The sequence below is a fragment of the Rhodoferax sp. GW821-FHT07F03 genome (assembly GCF_059418745.1).
Genome location: NZ_JBWKQM010000036.1, coordinates 1 through 932, shown reverse-complemented (window position 1 = coordinate 932; position 932 = coordinate 1). Strand labels below are relative to the sequence as shown.

General features: G+C 58.7%; 1 protein-coding gene. It reads right to left on the bottom strand.

Annotation, left to right across the window (positions count from 1 at the left end; all coding sequences use genetic code 11):
* Positions 1 to 908, bottom strand: a 908-nt coding sequence (locus tag AC07R0_RS25690) for an IS1182 family transposase (RefSeq protein ID WP_495107029.1), incomplete at its 3' end; no start/stop codon positions are given.
* Between the last annotated feature and the right edge of the window lie 24 nt (positions 909 to 932).

Here is a 932-nt window from a genome sequence, read left to right as displayed (position 1 = left end):
TTGAAGTAGCCTCGGTCAGCCAACGCTTTGAGTTTTTTCTTACCCATCGCCTCTTTCGCGGCCTGGGCCATCGTGTGCAGTTGCGCCCGGTCGTTGCCGATATTGGTGACTTCATGGGCCACGATCAGGTGGTGCTTTGCATCCACTGCCGTCTGTATGTTGTAGCCCACCAGGCCTGAGCCTTGAGCGTGGGTGGCCATGGAGCGGGCGTCGGCATCGGTGAGGGAGATCTGGCCGTCAGGCACATCCTTCAGCTGCCGCTTTACTTTATCGAGTTGCTGCATTTGCTCACGCAACTTTTGGATCTTCTCTTGCAGACGTTCCGTCTTGGCCTCGACTTCGGCAGGTTGAGTACGGTCGGCCGTCTCCAAGGCATCAAGGTAACGCTGGATGCTGTGTTCGATCTGTTCCTGGCGTTTGTCGACCTTGCCCACGGTGAAGTTGCGGTCCCGGCTGTTCACCGCCTTGAACTTGCTGCCGTCGATTGCCACGATGGCCTGGGTGAACAGCTTCAACTGTCGGCACAAGACGATGAAGCGTTGGCAGACGTTACGGATACCGGTGCCGTTGTCATGGCGGAAATCGGCGATGGTTTTGAAGTCGGGCGTCAGCCGGCCGGTGAGCCACATCAGTTCCACGTTGCGTTGGGCTTCGCGCTCCAGGCGGCGGCTGGACTGGATGCGGTTCAGGTAGCCGTAGATGTAAAGCTTGAGCAGCACGGCGGGGTGGTACGAGGGGCGACCCGTCAGAGCAGGTTCGGTGCCAGCGAAGCCCAAGCTGCGCAGGTCCAGTGCTTCAACGAAAGCATCAACGATGCGCACCGGGTTGTCTTCGCCAACGTAATCATCGAGGCACTCGGGCAGCAAGGTGACTTGCTGGCGGTCTTGGCTTTCGATGAATCGCTTCATGGACTACCTCGCTGGAAACGGGTT